General features: G+C 40.4%; 22 protein-coding genes. 21 read left to right on the top strand and 1 reads right to left on the bottom strand.

What is annotated here, in order from left to right:
• Positions 1 to 12 precede the first annotated feature (12 nt).
• The 19 genes from ACKRAT_RS08705 to ACKRAT_RS08615 all read left to right on the top strand — a co-directional run bounded on the left by ACKRAT_RS08705 (position 13) and on the right by ACKRAT_RS08615 (position 17,725).
• Complete coding sequence (locus ACKRAT_RS08705; protein ID WP_411842122.1) at positions 13 to 975, top strand: phage major capsid protein; 963 nt, start codon at positions 13 to 15, stop codon at positions 973 to 975.
• A 42-nt stretch (positions 976 to 1,017) separates the two neighbouring features.
• Positions 1,018 to 1,392 (top strand): hypothetical protein, encoded by a 375-nt coding sequence (locus ACKRAT_RS08700; protein WP_411842121.1) that lies wholly within the window; start codon positions 1,018 to 1,020, stop codon positions 1,390 to 1,392.
• A gap of 11 nt (positions 1,393 to 1,403) precedes the next feature.
• The gene (locus tag ACKRAT_RS08695) at positions 1,404 to 1,727 is read left to right on the top strand and encodes a phage head-tail connector protein (RefSeq protein WP_411842120.1); all 324 of its coding nucleotides are present in this window, start codon (positions 1,404 to 1,406) and stop codon (positions 1,725 to 1,727) included.
• The gene (locus ACKRAT_RS08690) at positions 1,727 to 2,035 is read left to right on the top strand and encodes a hypothetical protein (RefSeq protein ID WP_411842119.1); all 309 of its coding nucleotides are present in this window, start codon (positions 1,727 to 1,729) and stop codon (positions 2,033 to 2,035) included. The genes ACKRAT_RS08695 and ACKRAT_RS08690 overlap by 1 nt, the downstream gene beginning before the upstream one ends.
• Complete coding sequence (locus ACKRAT_RS08685) at positions 2,026 to 2,373, top strand: HK97-gp10 family putative phage morphogenesis protein (protein WP_411842118.1); 348 nt, start codon at positions 2,026 to 2,028, stop codon at positions 2,371 to 2,373. The genes ACKRAT_RS08690 and ACKRAT_RS08685 overlap by 10 nt, the downstream gene beginning before the upstream one ends.
• Positions 2,374 to 2,375: 2 nt before the next feature.
• Positions 2,376 to 2,771, top strand: coding sequence for a hypothetical protein (locus ACKRAT_RS08680; RefSeq protein WP_411842117.1), 396 nt, complete (start codon positions 2,376 to 2,378; stop codon positions 2,769 to 2,771).
• An 18-nt stretch (positions 2,772 to 2,789) separates the two neighbouring features.
• Positions 2,790 to 3,326, top strand: a complete 537-nt coding sequence (locus ACKRAT_RS08675) for a phage major tail protein, TP901-1 family (protein WP_411842116.1) — start codon at positions 2,790 to 2,792, stop codon at positions 3,324 to 3,326.
• A gap of 55 nt (positions 3,327 to 3,381) precedes the next feature.
• Positions 3,382 to 3,804, top strand: a complete 423-nt coding sequence (locus ACKRAT_RS08670) for a tail assembly chaperone (RefSeq protein ID WP_411842115.1) — start codon at positions 3,382 to 3,384, stop codon at positions 3,802 to 3,804.
• A gap of 74 nt (positions 3,805 to 3,878) precedes the next feature.
• Complete coding sequence (locus tag ACKRAT_RS08665) at positions 3,879 to 4,199, top strand: hypothetical protein (protein ID WP_411842114.1); 321 nt, start codon at positions 3,879 to 3,881, stop codon at positions 4,197 to 4,199.
• 12 nt (positions 4,200 to 4,211) lie between these two features.
• Entirely contained in the window at positions 4,212 to 7,193 is a 2,982-nt protein-coding gene (locus ACKRAT_RS08660; RefSeq protein WP_411842113.1) for a hypothetical protein, read from the top strand.
• 110 nt (positions 7,194 to 7,303) lie between these two features.
• Positions 7,304 to 7,981 carry a distal tail protein Dit gene (locus ACKRAT_RS08655; RefSeq protein ID WP_411842112.1) on the top strand — a complete coding sequence of 226 codons (678 nt, stop codon included), beginning with the start codon at positions 7,304 to 7,306 and terminating at the stop codon, positions 7,979 to 7,981.
• Positions 7,978 to 12,561, top strand: coding sequence for a phage tail spike protein (locus ACKRAT_RS08650; protein WP_411842111.1), 4,584 nt, complete (start codon positions 7,978 to 7,980; stop codon positions 12,559 to 12,561). The genes ACKRAT_RS08655 and ACKRAT_RS08650 overlap by 4 nt, the downstream gene beginning before the upstream one ends.
• A gap of 60 nt (positions 12,562 to 12,621) precedes the next feature.
• On the top strand, positions 12,622 to 13,077 hold the full coding sequence (locus tag ACKRAT_RS08645; protein WP_411842110.1) for a hypothetical protein: 456 nt from the start codon (positions 12,622 to 12,624) through the stop codon (positions 13,075 to 13,077).
• A 2-nt stretch (positions 13,078 to 13,079) separates the two neighbouring features.
• Positions 13,080 to 13,400, top strand: coding sequence for a hypothetical protein (locus ACKRAT_RS08640; protein ID WP_411842109.1), 321 nt, complete (start codon positions 13,080 to 13,082; stop codon positions 13,398 to 13,400).
• 36 nt (positions 13,401 to 13,436) lie between these two features.
• On the top strand, positions 13,437 to 13,763 hold the full coding sequence (locus ACKRAT_RS08635) for a hypothetical protein (RefSeq protein WP_411842108.1): 327 nt from the start codon (positions 13,437 to 13,439) through the stop codon (positions 13,761 to 13,763).
• 178 nt (positions 13,764 to 13,941) lie between these two features.
• Complete coding sequence (locus tag ACKRAT_RS08630; RefSeq protein ID WP_411842107.1) at positions 13,942 to 14,217, top strand: phage holin; 276 nt, start codon at positions 13,942 to 13,944, stop codon at positions 14,215 to 14,217.
• Positions 14,218 to 14,253: 36 nt separating this feature from the next.
• Complete coding sequence (locus ACKRAT_RS08625) at positions 14,254 to 15,879, top strand: peptidoglycan DD-metalloendopeptidase family protein (protein ID WP_411842106.1); 1,626 nt, start codon at positions 14,254 to 14,256, stop codon at positions 15,877 to 15,879.
• A 395-nt stretch (positions 15,880 to 16,274) separates the two neighbouring features.
• Positions 16,275 to 16,838 carry a DUF6932 family protein gene (locus tag ACKRAT_RS08620; RefSeq protein ID WP_411842105.1) on the top strand — a complete coding sequence of 188 codons (564 nt, stop codon included), beginning with the start codon at positions 16,275 to 16,277 and terminating at the stop codon, positions 16,836 to 16,838.
• Positions 16,835 to 17,725 (top strand): hypothetical protein, encoded by an 891-nt coding sequence (locus ACKRAT_RS08615; protein WP_411842104.1) that lies wholly within the window; start codon positions 16,835 to 16,837, stop codon positions 17,723 to 17,725. The genes ACKRAT_RS08620 and ACKRAT_RS08615 overlap by 4 nt, the downstream gene beginning before the upstream one ends.
• 360 nt (positions 17,726 to 18,085) lie before the next feature.
• On the opposite strand, the gene ACKRAT_RS08610 is transcribed toward ACKRAT_RS08615, so the two are convergent.
• A complete protein-coding gene (locus tag ACKRAT_RS08610) occupies positions 18,086 to 18,742 on the bottom strand; it encodes a potassium channel family protein (RefSeq protein ID WP_411842103.1) in 657 nt (218 codons plus the stop codon).
• Positions 18,743 to 18,929: 187 nt separating this feature from the next.
• On the opposite strand from ACKRAT_RS08610, the gene ACKRAT_RS08605 reads away from it, so the two are divergent.
• The gene (locus tag ACKRAT_RS08605; protein ID WP_411842102.1) at positions 18,930 to 19,151 is read left to right on the top strand and encodes a hypothetical protein; all 222 of its coding nucleotides are present in this window, start codon (positions 18,930 to 18,932) and stop codon (positions 19,149 to 19,151) included.
• A gap of 174 nt (positions 19,152 to 19,325) precedes the next feature.
• Entirely contained in the window at positions 19,326 to 20,735 is a 1,410-nt protein-coding gene (locus ACKRAT_RS08600; protein WP_411842101.1) for a thermonuclease family protein, read from the top strand.
• The last annotated feature ends 21 nt before the right edge of the window (positions 20,736 to 20,756 follow it).

Raw genomic sequence — 20,756 nt, 5'->3', positions numbered from 1 at the left:
AGGAGCAATGATATGAGTATTGATAAAAAAGAAACAAAAAATTACTTGAAACTGAATCTGCAGCACTTTGCTGATACAGCACGTCAAACGTTTAACCCTGACAATGTCATGATGCATGAAACACCTGAGGGAGATCTACTGAATGAATTTAATGAGCCGATTCTAACGGATGTGCTTGAGAATTCTAAAGTATTCCAGCTGGGTGTTGTACAAGAAATGGAAGGCCAATCCGAGAAAAACTTTACTTTTTGGGCAGACAAGCCTGGCGCTTACTGGGTTGGAGAAGGTAAAAAGATCCAAACTACTAAACCGACTACAATTAAAGCCAATATGAGAACGAAAAAGGTTGCAACGATTGTCCTTGCTTCCCGTGAATATTTGAACTACACATACAGACAATTCTTTGAAGCAATGAAGCCACAAATTTCTGAAGCGATTTATAAAAAAGTGGATGAAGCTACAATCCTCGGTGTGGATAATCCGTTCCCTAAATCGATTGATTCTGCTGTGACGGCTACAGGTCAAGTTGTCGAAGGTCCGATTAATGGAGACAATCTTCTTGCACTTGAAGATGTACTATTAGATCAGGACTTTGAAGCGAATGCGTTCATTTCTAAGCGTCAAAACAAATCTGCACTTCGTAATTCTGTTGATGCCCAAGGCAATACATTGTATGACCGCACTTCCAATACTATCGATGGGATTCAAGCAGTAGATCTCAAATCTTCAAGTATGGAAAAAGGAACACTTTATGCGGGTGATTTCGACAAACTATTCTATGGCATCCCTTATAACATTCATTACAAAATTTCAGAAGAAGCACAACTTTCTACGATTCAAAATGCGGACGGTACCCCTGTTAACCTTTACGAACAAGAGCTGATTGCGCTGCGTGTAACAATGGATGTTGCAACACTAATTGCCAAAGATGAAGCTTTCGCGAAACTGATGCCGCTAGCTGATACTGGAGTCTAATCTCCGGTATCTTTTTTTCAATAAAATATAGGAGTGGTTTAAATGTCAGAGCAAAAATTATATAAAGTAACTCAGGTGATTACGGATTTGGAAGATGATAATCAGCGCTATGAACCTGGTAAAGATCTCTATCCAAGAGAAGGGTTGAAACCAACTGAAGAACGTATTAAATCGCTACTGAAGGGTAACAATCGTCAGCAGCGTCCAGTTATTGCTGAGTTGGAAGAATCAGACTATGAACAATACGGTATTGAACGAGGCACTGATGAAGCTCAGCAAGAAAAAGAAGGTGCTGTTGATTATTCAAAAATGAAAAAAGATGAACTGCTTGAAGAAGCAGAAGCCCTGGGCGTAGAAGCGGATAAGAAAATGACGAATGACGAGATCATTCAAAAGATTAAGTCAGAAACTGAATAGGAGTGGCGCTTATGGCAGCACTCGATGATGTAAAAACATTAATTGGTCTCACTGATACAACCCAGGATAAAACGCTGAACCTGATTATTGGTATGACGGAAAGACGATTGATGTCATTTCTCCCTGTTGAAGTTGAAACGCTGCCTGTTGAAATGCAGGATATTGTCGTTGAAGTTACAATTATGCGATATAACAGAATCGGTAATGAAGGCATGGAGTCAGAAAGTATTGAAGGCAGGTCCATGACATTCAATGACGATGATTTCCGTGCGTACCGTAAACAAATAGAAGCCTACCAACCCCGAAATAAAAAAGGTAAGGTGGGCTTTTATTAATGAGATACGACAAACGTGCGAATTTATATCTTAAGCAAGGAGAACGATACGATCCTGCCACCGGAAAGAATGTCGCCAATTTTGTGTTGATTCAATCAGATGTGCCCTGTACGCATATGCCGATGTCGATTGAAAAGGTGAGTTCAACTTTCGGAGAGGTGGAACGGGATATCAATACGGTCCATTTCGACCGTAAGGTAACCGGATTTACACATTTGAAGATTAAAGGCAATCAATATAAGGTGCGTAAACTTGTTCCTCACAATCGTTCTGTGGCTTACGTAGAGGAAGTGAGCGAATGGAACTAGATGGTATCGACGCGTTACTGAAGAAGTTTGATGAGATGGAAGACAATATCGAGGATGATGTGGATGAAATTACGAAGAACAATGCCATTGAATTCACGATGTATGCCAAAGAATACGGTGTGGCGGCTTTCAATAAAGGATATGCGACCGGCTTTACAGTGAGAAATATCACTATGGAGCGGATTGCTCCGATGTCTTACAAAATCATTTCTCAAAGTGGCCATTCAGGATTCCTTGAATACGGTACCCGTTTCATGGAAGCGGCGCCGTTCATCTTCCCTGCATATAAAGTAGTTAAGAATCAATTCCAGGCTGATCTGAGACGATTAGTAGAATAGAGGTGTTTAACATTAAATCACCTTCCCGAGAATTATACGATCAAGTATTTAAAGAAAGTAACGATAAAGGCTTTCTTACAGTGACAGCAAGTGGCGCGAATAACATAGATAGTTATCCTTTTGTGAAAATTCATCCTCCAGAAGATAATACGATTCGGGAATCAGTGGATCAATTCCAGGGTGACTTATCGATGCGATTGGAAGTGTTTGCCTTGATGTCGAATTACGGCTCGTTTGAACTGATCATGTTTCAGTTGAAACTGATGCTGTTGAGTTATGATTCATTGGTTTCATATCAAATTGAATGTCAAAGCTGCAATGAAGAGGTATCAGAAGATACGACAACAAATGATGCACTGTATCACGGCACGATTATTGCTGAATACAATGTAATTTAAAAAGGAGTGAAATAAGACATGCCAGTATTAAAAGGTAAAGATTATGCAGTTCTTCTCCGCCCACTTGGCGCTGTAGAGGACGCAACTAAACTGATGAATGTTAAAGAAGTGACTGTGTCTGCAGAGCGTGGTCGTGAAAGTGAAGATACGACAGACGGATCTGTTTCCAGTGGTGAAGCATTAGAAAACACTGTGTCCGGGACAGCGCTTTACCATACAGAAGATTCACTTGCTGAATCAATAGAAGATGCCGTAGTAGAAGAAGAGCCGTATGAAATTTGGATTACAAACAAAAAGAACGTGAACCCTGAAGGGCAGTATCGCGCGCAATATAGACAAGGTTACTTCACTAAGCATGAAGAAAAAGGTGAAGTTGGAGCAAACGTCTCATATGATTGGGAATTCACAACAGAATATAAACGCGCCAAGGATTGGATGAGCCTACCAGAAGGTATTGCACAAAATCGTGCAGCTTACGGTTTCCACCAGCCACTGACAACTGATCCTGCGGATGATGGTCTAGCTGCAGGCATGAATGCACCAACAGGCGTTTAATACAGAGAGCGATTAATTTCGCTCTTTATTTTTTTATTACAAAGGAGAAATTTAAATGTCAAACCTAACAGTAAATTTTAACGATAGAGAACTTGAATTATCTTTCGGCCTGAAGTGTCTGAACACAATCGATAGAGCATTGGGGCTTGAAGTAGAACAGATGAGTGTCGGCCAAGGGATTCGTATGCTTGCGCCAAACTTGGACCTCGGTAACATTGTTGCGCTTGGTCAAATCTTAAAAGCGGGGCTTTCCCATCACAAGAACCCACCAAATGATGAAGATGTCATGGATATCCTGGATGAAATTGAGCTGAATCAAGGGCTTGAAGCATTTGGTAAAGAGTGTTTAAAAGAATTGGGGAAGCGACCGTCAACGGCAACCCTTATTCCAGACGAGATGAAAGACGACTACGTGAAAGCGAAAACGAAAAAGGACAAGAAGAAGAAAGAGGAAATGCAGGAGATGGACGAGGCGTAATCCTTGATCCATATGAACAGTTATATGTTCATGGCCTTGCTTTTCTGGGATATCAGACACTAGAAGAAGTCGAGATGACAACACTGAAAGAATATACCATGCGCGACTATGCCCATATGCACCGTGAATTGAAGCGGACAAGGGATGCGCATGAATTGGCTATGCTGATCCGTAATGCAGCTGTGACTGAAAATGTTGGTTCTGAAACAGAGCCGAAAGAACAATACATCTATGGAACCCTTGAAGACTTCTTCAACTATGAGCGTATTAATGAAAAGGTATGGAATGGACTGCCGATTGAACCGGAAGATGTCCAAAATGTAGATACAGATGACGTAGAAGATGAAGATTTAGATCACATACTAAACGCAACAGCACAGCTTAATAATCAATAAGGAGGTGTGTTAATGGCCGGTGAAGCAAATTATAGTATTGAAGCTGATGTAAAAGCGAATATAAGTAAGTTCAGAGGTGCCATAAAGGCAGCTAAACAGACATTGCGTAGCTTTGAAACAACAGCTAAATCTGTTGAGGATACTAAAATAGACGGTGATGTATCTCCATTGCGGCGACAGCTTGCAGCAGCCAAATCAGCAATGCAGGCTTTCACTAGTAAAGAATATGACGCTGAAATCGATGGAGAGATATCCGGCTTCAGAAGATCTTTGCTCATTGCCAAAGCACTTGCTCAAAGTTTTTCAGCAAAAGAAATTGTGAAGCACGTAAAGTTTAATTTCGGTCAAAGTAGACAAAACTTAAGAAATTTTGTCAATGAAGTTGGTAGTATGAACGATAATTTCCAATTAGAACTCATGCGCTTGGCTAAGATGATATCTTCTGTTGGTATAGTCATTGGAAATGTGATCCGTGGTTCAATGATCGCCTCCTTCAGTGCTTTAGTTCCAATCATCTCTGGTGTAGTAAGTGCAGCCATGGCTTTTGGGAATTCAATCGGTGTGATGACTGGAAATATTCTGGCATTCGTAGGTGCGTTAGGTATTGCAGGAGCGGGCGCCGCAGCTTATGGCGGACTGGTTACTTCTGTTTTATCAAGATACAACAGTGAAACGTTTGAAGCTACTGAAGCTTCCAATCGATTTACAAAAGCGCTGGATACGATAAAAGCATCATGGAATGGCATAGTAGACTCACAGATGGATACAATTTTCCAAACGATGGGACAGGGTATTTATGCTGCCAATCATGCATTGATGCAGATGGTTCCATTTATTGATGGTGTTGTTGCTTCAGTAACTAGAATGACGAATGAGTTTAAGGCATTTATCATGGAATCCCCAACAATGCTCAGGTTCTTCGACAACATGAATACTAAAGGAGTCGCTGTATTCGAGAACATCATCCGTGGTGTAGGCCGTTTCGGTCAAGGATTGGTCGATATGGTCAACGCATCCATGCCGTTAATTGAATGGGTAGCACGAGGGTTTAATAATCTAGGTACTCGATTTTCTGAATGGGCAAATAGAATGGCAGAACAGAATGGTTTTCATGAATTTATAAGTTTTGTTCAAGAGAACATGCCTGTCATCGGTAAGATATTTGGTGATTTCTTCTTAGGTGTAATCAATCTGTTTGCTGCATTTGGAGAAAATAGTACAACTGTTCTCAATGGCTTGCAGCAAATGATGGAGCGTTTTAGAACATGGTCTGAAACGATTAAACAATCAGACGGTTTCCAACAATTCATTGATTATGTTCAACAGAATGGCCCAACGCTTATAAGTTTAATCGGTAATATCGTGAGGATGATTGTAAACTTCGGTATTGCAATAGCGCCTTTAGCATCAAAAGTGCTTACGGCTATGACAGCTTTTAGTGGTTGGGCTGCTGAAATATTAAAAACACATCCGATTGTTGGAATGATCATCGGAGTCATCGGCACTTTATCAGGTATTTTCATGATGTTGGTACCAGCGATTCTAGTAGTCACTAAAGTAATAGCACCATTTATAGGTTTGCTTTTTAGGTTGTTTACTCAATCAATGTTAGTTAAGGGTGTAATGGCTTTATTAAGAGGGGCAATGGTATTACTTTCTGGACCAGTTGGTATAGTAATTGGTGTTTTGACTGCTTTATCTGCAGTGTTCATCATGCTTTACCAGAATGTTGAATGGTTCAGAAACATGGTTAATACGGCGTGGACCTTTATTACGAATTTCATATCACAGCAAGTCAATGCGATTATTAGTTGGTTTAATTTCTTCCGTTCCCAAGGACAGGGGATATTCACTTCAGCTATGTCCGCAATAGCGACTGTGGTGCTCACTGGATTCGTTCGAGCTTTAGCACATATAACGAATTTTGTTTCATCAGGGCTTGTTAAAATTGGTATATTTTTAGCAAATTTAGTAAGTGATATTGTAGGTGGAATGGCTCGATTTGCTGCAGCTCTGGGGACTGGTCTTGTACGTTCTCTTGTAGCGATCGGTAGTTTTATAGCTCAGGCACTTGCTCGGATGATTTCATTTGGTGCTCGATTAGTAAGTACGATTGTAAGTGCAACAGCTAGATTTGTTGCTTCACTTGCTTCAGGATTCGCAAGAGCGATATCTGCGACCATTTCATTTGTAGCAAGAGGTATTGCTGCAATTGTTCGATTTGCGACTCAAATTGTAGTGCGTATTGCCACAGGAATGGCTCAATTTGTAATGAATATTATTAGTGGTGGAGCTCGTGCGCTTTCGGCATTATCTAGCTTTGTATCGTCAGCCATCAGTACAATCGTCCGATTTGCGGCTCAGCTCGTTTCAAATATCATCTCAGGTATGGCGAATTTTGTATCTGCTATAGTCTCAGGTGGATCGAATGCAGTGAGTGCTGTAGTTTCTTTTGGCGGTGAAATGGTTAGTTCAGCGCTCAGTTTTGTCGGAGATTTCGTAACAGCTGGTCGAGACTTGGTAATGGGATTGGTCGACGGAATTAAGGGCGCAGCACAAAATGCAGTTGATGCAGCTACCGGGATGGTATCAGGCGCTCTAAATGCGGCTAAATCCCTACTCGGTATCAACTCGCCATCCAAAGTATTTAAAGAGATCGGTCAGTACACATCCCAAGGATTGGCTATTGGTATCGATAAAGATGCGAATAAAGCAGTTGATTCTGTAGGGAATGTTGCCAGAAGAATGACACAGGCTTTTGCTCCTTCACTGGTAGCACCACGGCCTACTGGTTTGTCTAACACGTTCAGAGCGATCAAGAAACAAGCTTCTATGCATATCGGCGAAGCGTTTAATTCTACAGTGAAATTGAACAAACAGCCTGCGGTGATTTACTTGAACATGGGTAACAGGACGTTTAAAGCTCACGTTAACGACATCACGAATAGGCAAGTGGATGAAAGCAATCTTGAAGAAGTATACGGAGGTGCTTAATCATTAAATTTATACAACCCACAGAGCCAAGCACACCCCGTGCTTCCTCTGTTCAAACAATTGTTGATAGTGTGAAACTTGATGAAGTTTATACGAGTGGAAATAATGAAGTGAGAACACTGAAAGTAATCGGCCGGGATTTCACTGAGTATGAAGTGAAAAATACGAATACTCCCGGACGAGATGGTGTTCTGAATCAAGGCAAGTTTTTGAAGCCTCGACCTTTAAAAATTCGTATGAAAATTAAATCGGATTCTCATTTGAACCTTATTAAACTAATGGAGTCGATCAATAAGCATTTTGATAGTAGAATTCCCCAGGTGATTTCATTCAGTGATGAGCGAATGAGTTACTATGGGGCTTTTGTATCTAAGGGGGAGACAAGCGGATACAAGAAGTCGGAAATCATCGACTTTGATTTCATTTGTCATGATTCGTATAAGTACACAGAAGAAAGAATAATCAACTACACCAATACGGCTATTCTTTCGGTAGATACTAAGTACCCGGTCAAACCAACTATCGATATAGTGTTTAGTCCGACTACAACCGAAATATCGATTAGAAATACCACAACAGATAAGACAATTAATATAGATGGTAGTGTCTATGGTCCAGTTACCATAGATGTGTATGAGAATGAATTACTAAGAGGTACAGAAGATATGAAAAGTGATATGTACCTATCTTCTGATTGGGAAGATTTCACTATAAATGATGGAGATCAGATTGTAGTTACACCAACACCTGAAAGTATGATCATCAAGTATAGGGGTGTATATCTATGATTTATCTATTTAATAAATCAAAGCGACTGCAAGGCATGATTCCTGATAACAACTTTATAGATGCCAATCAAACAGTGGAGCTCAATGGACTATATCTAGTCAATGTTGAGTTGCCACTTTTTTATTGGTCAAATCAGGGACAGTTTTACAATCACAAAAAGAAATTTGACGATGCCACCTTCATCGGTCACTTTGATCAGAATAATCTATTCCAGCTCTATAAGATTCATTCCAGAAAAGTTGAGAATGAAAACTTACTTGTCGAAGGCATTCATATCTTCTTTGATGAAGCCAAAGCGAGTGAAGTTATCAGAGACAGGCGCTTCATTGATTCTGAGGTTAAGCCGGCAGTAGATGCAGCGTTCAATCCGATCGGTTGGTATGTGAAAGACTATGATGTCACTGAACGACTCGACTGCAATTTCTACTATGAAACACCTGTAGAAGCCCGTAAGAAAATTATTGAAACATGGAATGTTGAAATTGATTATGGTCTCAATTTTGATGGTAAGAAAATCATCTCCAAAGATCTCTACGTTAAAACGAAGCTAGGTAAATGGACAGGCAAACGTTTTAACTATGGCACTAATCTTTTATCTATCAGTCAAGAGCAGTCAGAAGCTGAAGTAGTTACTGCAGTCATAGGTAGAGGCCGAGGCGAGGAATCTGGTGATGGCTATGGCAGAAGAATTGGATTTGCTGATATATCATGGTCCAAAGATGGTATCACAAAACCTGCCGGACAAGATTATATCGAAATTCCTGCAGCAACTGCTGAATATGGATATGTAGAACCGGACGGTACTGTTAAGCCCAGAATTGGCGTTGCAATATTCGAAGATATTGAAGACAAAACACTACTTGCTCATTCTACCTATAACTATGTTATTCAAAATTGTGTGCCAAAGGTTGCTTATAAAACGACCATAGCAAACACTGGTCATCTTAACCTGGGCGATGAAGTTGGCATTCTCTATAAACAGGTCGATATTGTCAAAAGTGCCCGAGTCCAGAAGTTGGAAATAAATTTACTTGATTACAATCTTACAAAGGTTGACTTGGGTGATTATCAGCATTTCAAACAAGATAAAGCTAAACTCAATTTGAATAAGAAAATTAATCGTGTAGAGTATGACAGTCGCTCAATTATTACACAAATGAAAGAAGATTTTGATGTTCGATATGATGCACAGGTAGAAGCCATAGATAACGCCTATCAACAAGCCGTCATCGACGCCAATGCAAACATCCAAGCCGCCGAAGTGCGGATGCGAACGGACTTTGACGCCGAATGGAATCAGATGACAGTGGATATCAACACAGCGAAACAGAACGCCATTGACGCTGCCAATCAGAATTTACAACAAACGACAGTAGAGATCAACAACACCATCAGTACAACCCGCACTGAAATGGAATCCGACTACAACATGAAAGTCCAAGGTGCGAAAGATTACGCAGACACTCAAGCGCAAGCGAAAGCGGATGCTGTCCAAACTAATCTGAATGCTTTCGAAACGGAACACCAACAGCTCTATGATTCAGTCACATCCGACATAATGGACATCGACACGTTCCTTGGAGACAAAACCCAAACACTGGCGCAACAGTTTGCGGATGTGGAAAGTGATTTTGAATCTTTACGGTCGGACTTGGGCGATGTGAGCGGTGACTTGAGTACGGCACGGACGGAGTTGCAACAACAGCTTGACGATGCGAAAGCGAGCATTGAAGGGATTGAGGTTGGAGGACGGAATTTATTTTCCGCACAAGAATATGTAAAAGATAATAGCTATTCATATGGAGTTGCGGATAATGGCGCTTTGATTATCACGCGAGTAGATGGTGTGGGAGAAAGTAGTTATGAAAAAATATCAAATTTAAAACCTGATACAAATTATATTCTCCATTTCAGCGTGGCTATGCATGACAGATTTACACTTTTAGATTCAGAAGGAAATGAAGTCTCTTTCATCAACGGTATGTGGTCAGACGATAATAAAGTATTGCGATTTAAAGCACCACCAGAATCCGTATCTTTGAACGGTAAATTTTATCCGTTAACTGGTTATGAAACAGATTTTCCGGTTGAAGTCGAAGTACAATTAGAAGAAGGCACTATGTCTACATCATGGGAGCGCCCTTTAGAAGAAACCGAAGCGAAAATCAGCACGCTCAATCAGCAGATTGATTTCGTCGAAGGCAAACTTTCCGCAAAACTGGAACAGACGGACTTACTGCCGTTAAACAATAAAATCACGGAGTACGGCAATACGCTAACCGCAAACGCTCAATCCATTCAGTCGCTATTAGACAAGACGGAACTGCATGACGGAGACATTACGAAATGGTCAGCCGAAACCACAGCAAACGCTGAAAGCATCACAACGGCGTTATCCCGTATATCTAAAACAGAATCCGGGCTATCCTCTGCTCAAACAGATATCGGTATCAATGCGGATGGGATTTCGGGGCTTGTGACTGAACTGTCCACAGTGGATGGTAAGCTGTCCAGTTTGACTACGGAGTTTAACGTGGAAGCCGGCCGGATTGATGCGCTCGTTGCGGAAACAGGCGACCAGGGCGATAAACTGGCGCAGTTGGTCATTGATGTGGGCGGCATTGAAACGACAGTGGCGCGGCACAACGAGGATAACCTACAGGAGTTTACGAACATCGACCAACGGTTCGACAGTATTACGAACACCGTGGCGAATATCGACACGTGGCAATACAACTTACTGCGAGGGTCGCGTTTTGATGAGCCGTCTCAAATTAAGTATTGGAACGGTTCAATTAAAACTGACGAAGATGTGCCATATTATGAATACGATGCAACTCCTTATCAAGGGTGGATAGAGTTTACTGAAGAAATACAGTTCGAAGCTGGTCAGCAGTACACCTTGAGTTTCGATGCTCAGACGTTGGGTGTTAAGAAAATGGACTATACCTATATAATAGCTAGTCCTGATGATGCCGTCGGAACAAATATACCGATTCACTTCGAAGCAATACAGGATGATGGAACGAATAATAACATCTTTTTATACGCTCAATACAGGAGATATTGGATAAAGTTCACGCCCGATAGAGATATATTAGGGATGATTCGAATCGGTGCAAACTTAGTCAACAACGAAAGAGGCTATCAGCCATTTAAGATACGCTTGCCTTATTTAACAACAACCGGTCGCACTCGATGGTTATTCCACCAGTTGGACAATTCGCAAAACATGAGTGAAGTCGTCAGCAGAGTGTCCACTGTGGAACAGCTTGCGGAGTCTATCCGCTTGGATGTACAGGAGATTTCCGGAGAGTACGTAAAACAATCAGGTGTCTATGTCGGGACATCTGGCGTACAAATTGGCAGTACCTATTTAGGCGACAGTGAATTCGCAAGTATTTTCAAAGTGTCTCCGAGAACGATCGATGTGGTCACAGAAGAAATGCGGATTACCGCCGATTTAGCCGTTGCCGGGGATATTGAAGCACTCGCAGTTAGTGCGGTTACGGCAGACTTCGCTTCCATTTTTGCAAATACAGCAGACATCGATTTTATCAAGGGGAAACACATTGATGTCAATACTATTACCGTTGACCATTTATATGGCGCAGATGCGATATTAAATTATTTAATGGCTAGACAGATATTCGCTGATGAAGTTACTGCGGTGAGCTTGAGCGCTATTGAAGCGAACTTCGGCAGGGTGCAGACGGCAATCCTTAAATCTGGTGTGATTACAACGGATATGCTAGGAGCAGGGGTTGTTGATGCCACGAAACTATTAGTGGACGATGCGCTAATCAATAAACTTGTAGCAAGGACTCTATTCTCAAATGAAATAAAAGCGATGAGCATTGATGCAGTATATGCCGACATAAGGAGTCTTACATCTGAAATATTCACATCAAACATTATTAAATCAAACTGGTTGGATGTGGACACAGCGTTATTCGATAGACTCACAGCAGACGAAGCCTTTATCGACCGTCTGACAGTCAAAGCTGCAAATGTACGAGATTTGGAAGCAATAACCATTGATGCTGTACAGGCGAACTTGACCACAGTTATGAACAGCATGGGCGAGGTTAAAGGCGGCTTGTCCATCATGCGACCAGATGGTGTGCTTTATATAAACCAAGGTATTCCGGAATTTGGTGTACCGGTATTCTTCAAGCCGTTCATGTCTGCAACAGGAACAGTTACTTTTGATGGCATGAACTATAATACGTCAATGAGCGGCACACAGGCCTTTGAAGTTGGGTACACGGAACATGCGGGCAGATGGTTGTCCATCGCTTTCAGTGCGAGCTTACGGTACAACGCATCCGACACCTCCACATACATGGGCGTTGTGGTGCGTTTTATCAATAAACCCTCGGGGACTACCATTCATGATGTAATTAAAGATGACGTGCTTGTGTTCCGAGACCATCCGGCGACTGAATTCCAAATCGATGTTCCGTTAGGTCGGCCGACATACGGCGGTCTAGCTGTGCAGCTTGAGTTCTACCGAATTGGTGGGACGAGTGCGAATACAGTGCAAATAAGAACTGGTCGTGCGTGGATTAATGGCTAAAGCACCACAGGAGCGTTCAAGCGAACGCTTCTTTTTAATACAGAAAAGGAAGTGTTATCAATGGAATTGAAGATAATTAACGGTTCAGTGCAGTCGATTGTAGAGTATCTGCCGAAGCTTAAACTCAAAGGCAGTGAAAACAGAGCAAGGCAGAAACTGCTCAAAAAAGCATCCGAGAAATTTCAGGAGTTCTATTCTGATATACAAGAAGTGAAATCAGAGCATCCGGATGACACAGAAAAACAGAATGAGGAACTGGAAACGCTGCTCAAAGAAGATGTTGTCATCGACATGACGGAATATGCGCATATGATGCATCCGTTGTATGCTGTGCTGCTCGACTACCCCCATGAGATCAATACAGAGAGGGAGCCGGGTAAGCCATCGGATGCGGCCATTCATGATTATCTGATTGACGTACTCGAAGACGGTTTTGACGAAGAGGGCAACAATGATTTAAAAGATACAGATGCGGCCAATAACGTAGAAGAAGCACACTATCAGGAGGTTGAATAATTATGACTAAATTTACAGGAGAAGAGACTATGTATTTTGTTACTAGAGTGAATACCAATTCGGATGAAGAAACATTGGTCAGACACAATACGTTCAATGGTACGTTTGGGCCCGTAAATGATTTTGGCCAAGCAAAAGAGTTTTCGACACGCGAAGAAGCGCAACAGATTGCAGATCTGCAGAATACGCTTGCCGGGTTTATGGGAGATCATTATGAATATTCCGTACTTCGACGAGGGACGCAGACAGATAAGCTGGATGCTGAGGGGAATGTTGTTGAAGAACTACCGGCAGCAGGAGCGACCGAAGAGCCGACTCAATAAGAGTGAGGCTCTTTTATTTTGCGGAAAGGGGTGTGAGTGGCGATTGAAAACAACAATTTCAACTTCAAACGGTATGAGAGCGACTTAAAGGAGATTCATGAGCGCATTGACCGGCGCAAAGAGGAAATCGAACAGGTAGATAAAGAATCAAAGCAACGCGGGACTGACCTGCGGGAGGAATTGAAAGAGCAGTACATCCTTACTAACGGCATCAATAGTAAACTGGACACCATTGTCAAAAATGCTCAGAAAGCGGAAGAGCGAGCGGGGAAGCAAACAGACCGCGCGCAGAATCAGATGTGGGCGCTCATCCTTGGCATACTAATGATCATCGCGGGTGCATTTTTCAATGCTTATATGTAGGGGGTGATAAAAATGTGGGATGCATTAAGCTGTTTCCTCTATGGTCGTAAATGCAATAGATACGGCGGGGCGGGAAAATTCGCTGCAAAGTATAATGTCAAACGCATAACGAAATGGTTCATTTAATCATGGAGCGTACCTACGGGTGCGCTCTTTTAAATTGGAAAGGAGGGTGATTATGACGGAAGAAAAGTATTCAGAGGTATCCAGTAAGCCATCATGGATTGTGCTCGCATTGTTAGCACTGGGGTTCATCAATCAAGGATTAATCATGTTTGGTTACAGCCCGTTGCCATTTGAGGGACACAATTTAGAGGCGTTCCTGACATTGGGATATAATATTGTGCTCGGTACGATTGCCTGGTATAAGAATATGCCGACATCGAAAGAGGGCAGAATCGGTACTGCAGTCACTAAAAAACTGAAAGAAGATAAGCATAAAGGCATCCAGTGATGGGTGTCTTTTTAATTTGAAAAATGAGGTGAATCAATGAATCCAATTGAATTTTTAGAAGCAAAAGGTTTCCGAGTGACAAGCGATCCAAATGAATACAGAGAATGGTACCCGGACGGTCCGCGCAAAGATTGGGGCGACCGTGATTATTGGGAGTATGGACCGGGCGGAGAGAAAATCTATCATGATTCCTATTGTGGCGGTAAACACGAAGCCTATGACTTAAGCGATGAGGAAGGCGCAGAACTACCGGCAGTAGTCGATGGAGTCATCGTTGCCGGTACTGGAGAAGGAGAAAATTTCGGTGACACAATCGTGTTAGCGGACCATAAAGGAGACTATCAGTACATTTATGGACATTGTAAAAATCTCCAAGTGCAAATAGGCTATGAAGTGAAGCAGGGCGACATACTGGGTTATCAATCGAATACGAATTATTACAATAATCCAATGAGCAGCCATCTGCATTTTCAGACACAGCCACAGGGATATATTGCGGATGAAAAAACATTCGTCTGCAGCGGCATTGATCCATTAAGCATTGACGTAAATAACTATACAGAGGAAGGAAATGATACTGTGGGATACGCATTTGAGAACCTACCACAATTGGTAGATATGAGAGGGAAGCTTGCAGAAAGTACGAGATGGGCGGCACCGCACTATCAAACACCGATTGCGCAGCTTGAAAGAGGTGTCCATCATAGTGCGACACTCTCCACATTGGCGGGGAGTACGACTGAAGCCTTTGCCCGTTATCATGTGAATACGCATGACTGGCCGTGTATCGGCTACAAATTTTCGATTGAGCCGCATAACATCATCAACACGCCAGACGGACCGAGAGCCGTGATCCATTATAATCACTCGTTGCCTATTGTTGGGTATCATGTCGGTAACAGTAATGACCTTTCCATGGGCATCCTGATTGCAGGGGACTATACTCAAGAGGAACTGACAGATGCAGCAATGGCATCCTTTGCAGATCTAAACAATGCACTGGACCAAGATAATATCGCGATGGGTGGCATGTTCCCGCATAGCGCGTACCCGGGTTATGAGTGGAAGAAGTGCAGTGTGTACAGCCCGAAATATGCGCTGGCGACTGGCGAAAAGTTGATCGGTGAATCCAGTCAAATTGAAGTTGGGGAAGGCAAAGACGAAGCTCTGCCTGAAACTTATGTCGTGCAACAAGGTGACACTCTCTATAGTATTGCTGCCACTGAAAATTTCACTGCTGAAGATCTTGCAAGTTGGAATGGTATCGCTGATCCGACGACACTAAAAATCGGTCAGGTGTTGGAGCTTAGAGATGCTAAAGGCGCAGCGAAAGAAAAAGCGACACCATATACTATTGGCGATTGGGAAACTAATGATTACGGTACTCAATATATTAAGGCGAAGGGCACATTTACTGTCGGTAGTGAGCGTATTATGAGCCGCAGTGTCGGGCCATATATTTTGGCAGACAATGAAGGTGGCTGGTGCTATCCGGGTTATTCAGTGGATTACGATTACCTGTTAAGATCAGAGGATGGTCAAGGCCGTGGATTTGTATGGATCGAATACGAGCAAAATGGTGAAACATGGTGGCTGCCGTACAACACTTGGGATAGTGTGACAGGCGCTGTCGGAGCGGATGAATGGGGTACATTTAGCTAAGTCAATAACGATTAAGAAGGTTTCAAGCACAGTGTAGGAGATTAAACCTTTATTGTGCTCTTTGCACCCGTCCGGCTTTACACACCGGGCGGGATACATAAAAAAAGCCGATGCAGTTTCCGCTGCACCAGCTTAGAAGTTATATTCCATATATGATTATAGCAAATGTGGAACAGATTGCCATATACAAATCTAGATTTATGAGATTTGAGTTAACAATGAAATATAAAATAGGATATAATTTTGGAATAAAAAAGGATTTCATTGTATAATTAAGTTGTGTAGTTGAGCTGTCAGCATTTCCCGCTGTCGGCTCTTTTTTTAAAACTAATATTGCCTATTATAGTAAATATCTGTAATATTTAGATAACTACACAATGAAAGAGGTTCTAGAAATGGTGTTTACTTTTGATGGCCATGGGAATATAAGTGGGGGTATTATAGATAGCGACTTGACGACAGTTAATTATGAACTTGTTAAAAAATTTCATAATTCGACAACACGATCGAGAAATTATGATAGTTTATTAAATTTTATAGAATTGATGAAAAGTAAAAATGTGCAAGATGGTATTAGTAAGCTATGGATAGATGGAAGTTTCTGTACTAATAAAGAAAATCCAAATGACATAGATTTAGTACTTTTATTAAAGCCGTTTAATGAGAGTGCGAAGATTATTCAACATAATAGTGGAGCATTGAGGACTATGTTTATGGATAAACATTTAGACGTTTTCATAGCCTACGATAGTTCTATAGAAGATACATATATCGAGAAAGTTGCAAAATATTTCCAACAGAATGGATCTAAAGGTGAACCATTAGACAATATTAAAGATCAGATAATTCAACACATACGTATGGAAGACAAGCAAATGAAGTATTGGATGGGACAGTTCGGATTTGATAGACAACAACGAAATAAAGCTATTATTTCTATCCCGGGAGGTGTTTTATGATGTTTGATTTCGATAGGAATATTGAGATTTCAAGTCTAGAAGATGAAATTCAAAGTATTAAAAGTTTAAATGAGAAATTTATCAATATTCACGAATTGAATAAAAAGACAAATGATCCGATTAAATTCAAAGTCAATAATACTTTGCCAAGTGGTATGATACTAATTGATGATTTAAGCAATTTCTCTAAAGGGATTCAAAATATATATAGGAAAGCTGTTAACTTCAAAACATTTGGCCCGAGTAAAAGATTGAAGAAGCATATTATAAATTCAACAGGCTTGGTTATATCAGAGGTGAGAGCTGGATCATTTGAGATTGAAATCAAACAACATAGATCACATATTCTAAATGATAAAATAAATTCAGATTTTGATGCTCTCACAGATAGTGTAAACAAACCATCTTTAAATATTCTAAATGATGTAATAAGTGATCTTTACGAAGAAAACTTAAGCGAAATTGTGAAAAGTTATGGTACAGAGACCATCAAATCAACTAAAGAGTGGGTGAAAAATATATATAAATCTCACAACACATTTGAATTTGAGAATTCCGAAAATAATTACCAATTTGATAGTAGAAAAATAAAAAATATTAAAGTAAGGCTAGATGAATTGAGTGTTGAAAACAAAGAAGAAAAAGTCTTAAAAGGAAGCATCGCAGCTATAAACCATGACAATTTTACTATTATCATAAGAGACGAAAACTTAAATGAAAATTTTTCAGTTAAAGTGCGAGATCAAAAATTTAAAAATTTAAAATTAACAAGTAATACAAAGGTTAAAGTGCCTGTTACTTACAATGAAATTTTAATTGGAGAAGAGGTATTATCAAGTGACTTTGTTTTAAATGATATAGCAGAAATTATTTCTATTAAACAGTAATTACAGCGTTATTTGTTTACATCCCATGCAAACTCCATTATATTTTAATTATCTGATATCTCCCCCAAGAGATATTGTGAGCCACTCTCTATGAAAATGTAGAGAGTTTTTTTATTTCTTGTATTATCAATAACTTTTGCTAAAATGTTTTATGGGTAGGTTGTTAATCATATAGTTTGGGTGTTTTTCACTTAATACGAAGCCGTTCTTTTGTAAAATAGAGGATGGCTTTTTACTTGCCTATCATTCTCTTTATGCTATTCTGGGATTAGAAGGAATTCCTTTTACACAATTCTCTTTTGACGATATTATTTTTTGAGCCACTCTCTATGCTAATGTAGAGGGTGGCAATTTTCATTTTTAAACCCCATATCTTTCAAATCGTTGAATTTCTTTATTTTTTCCAACAATCACAAGAGTATCTCCTTCATGAATCACTTCATCAATAAGTGGAGAAATAATAAAATCTTCGTCTCTTTGAATACCTATGATGGTACAGCCATATTTTGAACGCAAATCCAACTTCCCAATCGTTTTATCTTTGATTTTTTTAGTCGCAATGATTTCGACAATGCTGTAGGTGTCTGAGAGCTCAATGAAATCAATCATTTTATCTGAAGTGATGTGCTTGGTTATTTTCCTCGCGACGTCACGTTCCGGATGTATGACTTTATCGACGCCAATCTTGTTCAAGACTTTAGCATGTTCTTCATTTTTGGCCTTCGCCCAAACTTTTGGAACGCCCAATTCTTTCAATATCAAAGAGGTCAATATGCTGGCTTCCAGATCATTACCGAACGAGACGAAAGCATGGTCCACATTACGCACACCAATTTGTTTGAGAAATGCCTCATCAATCGCATTGGCACAGTGCGCATATGTTGCACAGTCCACATATTCACTTACTTTCTCTTCATCTTTATCTACAGCAATTACATCTATATGCATGTCGTTTAACTCTTTCACCATCGTGCCTCCGAAACGACCCAGACCAAAAACTGCGAATGTTTTTTTCATACTTATCCCTCGATTCATATCCTCAATATCTTTAATACTCCAAAGTATCTTAACGCTGTGAATGAAACTTGTAAAGAACAGTCTGGGCTTTAGATTAAAAGGTATTCTCTGCACTAATATAGAAGGTGGTTTTTTTAGTACCTCTACGAGATTGTATGAGGTATCATTACTTAAAAGGGGTGTGGACATGGAATTACATATCAACGAGGATTACATTATGCTGAACCAGCGACTGCAGCATCAAATCATGACAGGCAAGATTGATAAAGCGGATACTATGTATGTCACTATGGAAAACGGCTTAGTCGACGATTACTATGCAGACATCAATGATGTCCCTGGTCAGGTAGCTGGTATGATGACAGCGCTAGAATTAAGCAGAGAGTTATTCAAAGCGAACTTTAGATAAATTGTTTAAATAAGCGAAATTTAGACAATTCGCTTATGGGAACGAAATTCATAGATACATATTAAGAATAATTAATAAATATTATATTCAATTGTAATATTTCTCTAAAACCCATTTACTAACAGTAACCCCTGATGTAAAATGATGTAAATTACATATATTGGGGGAGAAGTTATGGGGACGTTTGTAGGTATCTTGATTTTCTTTGCAATTGCAGCCACGTTGACATTTTTCGTGCTTGGACTCATCAAGCGTTTTGAAGGAAAATCTTATAATCAAATATGGAATTTCTCGTTGTATTCGTTTGCTGCTACGTGCGCACTGTTCATATTACTTAGTGTAGTAAGTAGTGGCTTTATGTTGTTCGACTTAGCTTTAGCGTTGTGGATTCTGTTAACAATAGCAATGTTTGTATTTTTAGTATTAGGAATAGTATTTAGAAAGAATGAAAGTAGTCGAAATAAACATTTTATTAGAACTGGATCATTTTTCATTGCTGGATTAGTCTGTTTCTTCGTTTTGCTTTTTTCATCAACTGATGTTGATTCAACGTCAGACCAAATAGCTGCAGATGGTGCAGAGGCTGTAGAAGAGGAGACGGAAGAGCCAACCGAAGAAACTACAACTGAAGCAGAAAAAGAAGCTGCTGAGAAAAAGGCTGAAGAAGAGAAAGTAGCGAAGGAAGCCGCAGAGAAGGAAAAAGAAGAGTCAATCGAAGCTGAAAAAGAGAAAGAGGAATCGATTGAAGAAGAAAAATCCCTGGAAGCTGAAAAGGCTAAGGAAGAATCAATCGAAGAAGCCAAAAAGGAAGAAGAGGTATCGATTGAGGAAGAGAAAAAGAAAGAAGAATCAATAGAAGCTGAGAAAGCCAAAGAAGAAAAAGCAGCTGAAAAGGAAAAAGAAGAAGCTAAAGAAGAAAAGGTTGCTGCAAAAGAAGGACTTATCCCAGTCAACTTGTATCGAGTAACAGATGGAGATACTGTGAATGTTCTTGATAATAATGGGGATACGTTAAAGTTAAGACTCCTTCTCATCGATACACCAGAAACAGTACATCCAAATAAACCGGTTGAACCATACGGCAAAGAAGCTTCTGCGCGTTTAACGCAGTTGTTGAATAACGCAGATCAACTCTATATCGAGTATGACAGTGGAGATAAAACGGATCATTATGACAGAGAACTTGTATATCTATATGCGGATGATGTGAATGTCCACGAAGTCCTATTAAAAGAAGGGCTTGCACGCGTGGGGTATATTTATGAGCAACAAAGATATTTATCGGAGTTTAGAGCAGCAGAACAGTATGCTAAAGATCGTCAGCTTGGTATCTGGTCCATCCCCGGTTATGTAAATGAGGGCGGGGAAGGCTTTAATAGTGAAGAACCAGAGCCGGAACCAGAACCAACGGATGAACCTGCAACTTCCGAGCCAGCAACAACAGAACAACCTGCTCAACAAGAGTTTTTCGAGAACTGTACTGATTTAAGAGGAACATATCCTGAAGGGGTGCCTCAAGGAGATCCTGCATATCAACCTAAAATGGATAGAGATAAAGATGGATGGGCGTGTGAAGTAAGTTAAGTAAATTTTTCTAATGTATAA

It is taken from the genome of Salinicoccus sp. HZC-1 (genome assembly GCF_046736035.1).
In the GTDB taxonomy this organism is placed as follows: Bacteria; Bacillota; Bacilli; order Staphylococcales; family Salinicoccaceae; genus Salinicoccus.
Note: the sequence above shows the minus strand (reverse complement) of the source record. Positions and strands in the feature narration are given on the sequence as shown.

What these genes read in the sequence shown, in the direction of transcription:
- ACKRAT_RS08705 (WP_411842122.1), top strand. Translation starts at nt 13, where the DNA reads ATGAGTATTGATAAAAAAGAAACAAAAAATTACTTGAAACTGAATCTG.
- ACKRAT_RS08700 (WP_411842121.1), top strand. Translation starts at nt 1,018, where the DNA reads ATGTCAGAGCAAAAATTATATAAAGTAACTCAGGTGATTACGGATTTG.
- ACKRAT_RS08695 (WP_411842120.1), top strand. Translation starts at nt 1,404, where the DNA reads ATGGCAGCACTCGATGATGTAAAAACATTAATTGGTCTCACTGATACA.
- ACKRAT_RS08690 (WP_411842119.1), top strand. Translation starts at nt 1,727, where the DNA reads ATGAGATACGACAAACGTGCGAATTTATATCTTAAGCAAGGAGAACGA.
- ACKRAT_RS08685 (WP_411842118.1), top strand. Translation starts at nt 2,026, where the DNA reads ATGGAACTAGATGGTATCGACGCGTTACTGAAGAAGTTTGATGAGATG.
- ACKRAT_RS08675 (WP_411842116.1), top strand. Translation starts at nt 2,790, where the DNA reads ATGCCAGTATTAAAAGGTAAAGATTATGCAGTTCTTCTCCGCCCACTT.
- ACKRAT_RS08670 (WP_411842115.1), top strand. Translation starts at nt 3,382, where the DNA reads ATGTCAAACCTAACAGTAAATTTTAACGATAGAGAACTTGAATTATCT.
- ACKRAT_RS08665 (WP_411842114.1), top strand. Translation starts at nt 3,879, where the DNA reads ATGACAACACTGAAAGAATATACCATGCGCGACTATGCCCATATGCAC.
- ACKRAT_RS08660 (WP_411842113.1), top strand. Translation starts at nt 4,212, where the DNA reads ATGGCCGGTGAAGCAAATTATAGTATTGAAGCTGATGTAAAAGCGAAT.
- ACKRAT_RS08650 (WP_411842111.1), top strand. Translation starts at nt 7,978, where the DNA reads ATGATTTATCTATTTAATAAATCAAAGCGACTGCAAGGCATGATTCCT.
- ACKRAT_RS08645 (WP_411842110.1), top strand. Translation starts at nt 12,622, where the DNA reads ATGGAATTGAAGATAATTAACGGTTCAGTGCAGTCGATTGTAGAGTAT.
- ACKRAT_RS08640 (WP_411842109.1), top strand. Translation starts at nt 13,080, where the DNA reads ATGACTAAATTTACAGGAGAAGAGACTATGTATTTTGTTACTAGAGTG.
- ACKRAT_RS08630 (WP_411842107.1), top strand. Translation starts at nt 13,942, where the DNA reads ATGACGGAAGAAAAGTATTCAGAGGTATCCAGTAAGCCATCATGGATT.
- ACKRAT_RS08625 (WP_411842106.1), top strand. Translation starts at nt 14,254, where the DNA reads ATGAATCCAATTGAATTTTTAGAAGCAAAAGGTTTCCGAGTGACAAGC.
- ACKRAT_RS08620 (WP_411842105.1), top strand. Translation starts at nt 16,275, where the DNA reads ATGGTGTTTACTTTTGATGGCCATGGGAATATAAGTGGGGGTATTATA.
- ACKRAT_RS08615 (WP_411842104.1), top strand. Translation starts at nt 16,835, where the DNA reads ATGATGTTTGATTTCGATAGGAATATTGAGATTTCAAGTCTAGAAGAT.
- ACKRAT_RS08610 (WP_411842103.1), bottom strand. Translation starts at nt 18,742, where the DNA reads ATGAAAAAAACATTCGCAGTTTTTGGTCTGGGTCGTTTCGGAGGCACG.
- ACKRAT_RS08605 (WP_411842102.1), top strand. Translation starts at nt 18,930, where the DNA reads ATGGAATTACATATCAACGAGGATTACATTATGCTGAACCAGCGACTG.
- ACKRAT_RS08600 (WP_411842101.1), top strand. Translation starts at nt 19,326, where the DNA reads ATGGGGACGTTTGTAGGTATCTTGATTTTCTTTGCAATTGCAGCCACG.